We start from the raw sequence: 1,713 nt of genomic DNA, 5'->3' as shown, positions 1-1,713 counted from the left end.
TGGAGTGCATATGAATCATCGGCTGAATCATCGGCCTGAAGCGTACCAAGCCTGGATGCGGATCGTCATCCATAACATGGCGCATTTGAGTAAACCTCAAGCGGTGGTGCTGGCCATGTGGAGCTTTGGCATTGCCATCACCCAAAGCTGTGGAGTCAGCACGGTATCAGCATTTTTAGCGGCCCTCCTCAACCACTCGGAGAATAGCGTGAGACAGCGCTTAAAAGAATGGTACAAGGGGAGTCAGGAGAAATGGGGACACAAGCGAGCCCAGGTGGATGTGACGGGGAGTTTTGTGCCCTTGGTGCAGTGGATCTTAAGTTGGTGGCCCCCGGAGCAGAAACGGTTGGTCTTGGCGGCTGATGCCTCAACCCTGGGGAATCGATTTAGTCTGTTGGTCATTAGCCTCATCTATCGAGGGTGTGGCATTCCCGTCGCGTGGAAAGTCCTTGAGGCCAACGCCAAAGGGAGTTGGCAACCCCATTGGCTGGCCCTATTGGAGCATCTCCACCCCGCCGTTCCAGAAGATTGGTGGGTGATCCTCACCACGGACCGAGGCTTGTATGCCAAGTGGTTCTATGAGGCGATTCAAGCATTACATTGGCATCCATTTATGCGCATCAATCATCAAGGCCAGTATCAACCGGAGTCCACTCCAGGATTTGTGCCCCTCCATGGCGTGGTCCCTCAGGTGGGCACCGCGTGGTCCGGTCGAGTGAGCTGTTTCAAGACCAACCCGCTCCAGTGTACGCTGTTAGCTCGCTGGGATGACGGCTATGCTGACCCGTGGCTCATTGTCACCGACCTCGACCCCAACCACGCCGAAATCTTATGGTATGGCATGCGGAGCTGGATTGAATGCGTGTTTAAAGATATTAAGCGAGGTGGCCTGCATTGGCATCTCACCCGTATGCGGGATCCCCAGCGAGTGGAGCGACTCTGGCTCGCGATTGCCGTGGCCACCTTATGGTTAGTCAGTGTGGGCGGACACGCCGATGCTCACCTTACGGCCTGCAGTTTATATGCGGTGGATGGCTCGCTTTATCCGATGGATGACCCCTCTCAGTCTCACGCTCCCCAACCCCCAACCCGTCTCACCTCAGCGCCCATCCTCCCATCCACGCCAACGCCCCCACAGCCACGAGTCCTCAGTTGTTTCCGCCGGGGACTCCTCGTCATTTTAGCCACCCTCCTCAAGGGAGACCCTTTACCCATTGGCGGATTCATCCCAGAGTGTTTCGCTGAATCAACCGCTGTGCCGATCTTCAGCTCTGGATAAATCTTAAAAATCTACCCCTGTAAGGGGTAAGCAAGGGGGACTGGGGCAGGAGAGATTCAGGCGGCTTGTATGATGAAAACATGCAAAAGCTTACCTTGACCCAACCCGACGATTGGCATCTACATGTCCGTGATGGAGCATTGCTGCAAGCAGTTTTACCTCACACCGTGCGTCAGTTTGCCCGCGCCATCATTATGCCAAACTTGAAGCCGCCAGTCCGCTCGTTGGCAGATGCGGCAGCCTATCGCGATCGCATCATTGCCGCCATCCCAGCTGGCCAGCAATTTGAGCCACTGATGACCCTCTACCTAACGGACAACACCAGCCCTGAAGACATTATCGCGGCCAAAGCGGCTGAATTTGTCAAAGCCGTCAAGTACTATCCAGCCGGGGCAACCACCAATTCAGAATTCGGGGTGACGGATATGCGGCGA

The 1,713-nt window shown here is 55.6% G+C and carries 2 protein-coding genes; both read left to right on the top strand.

The annotated features are described in order from the left end of the window. Positions 1–1,279: transposase (locus F6J99_RS44775; protein WP_293123827.1), on the top strand; the 1,279-nt coding region annotated here is incomplete at its 5' end. A 65-nt stretch (positions 1,280–1,344) separates the two neighbouring features. Further along, a partial coding sequence (locus F6J99_RS44770) for an amidohydrolase family protein (protein WP_293123824.1) occupies positions 1,345–1,713 on the top strand: 369 nt, incomplete at its 3' end.

Source organism: Moorena sp. SIO4G3 (assembly GCF_010692305.1).
In the GTDB taxonomy this organism is placed as follows: Bacteria; Cyanobacteriota; Cyanobacteriia; order Cyanobacteriales; family Coleofasciculaceae; genus Moorena; species Moorena producens_A.
This window is presented reverse-complemented; position numbering and strand designations above follow the sequence as displayed.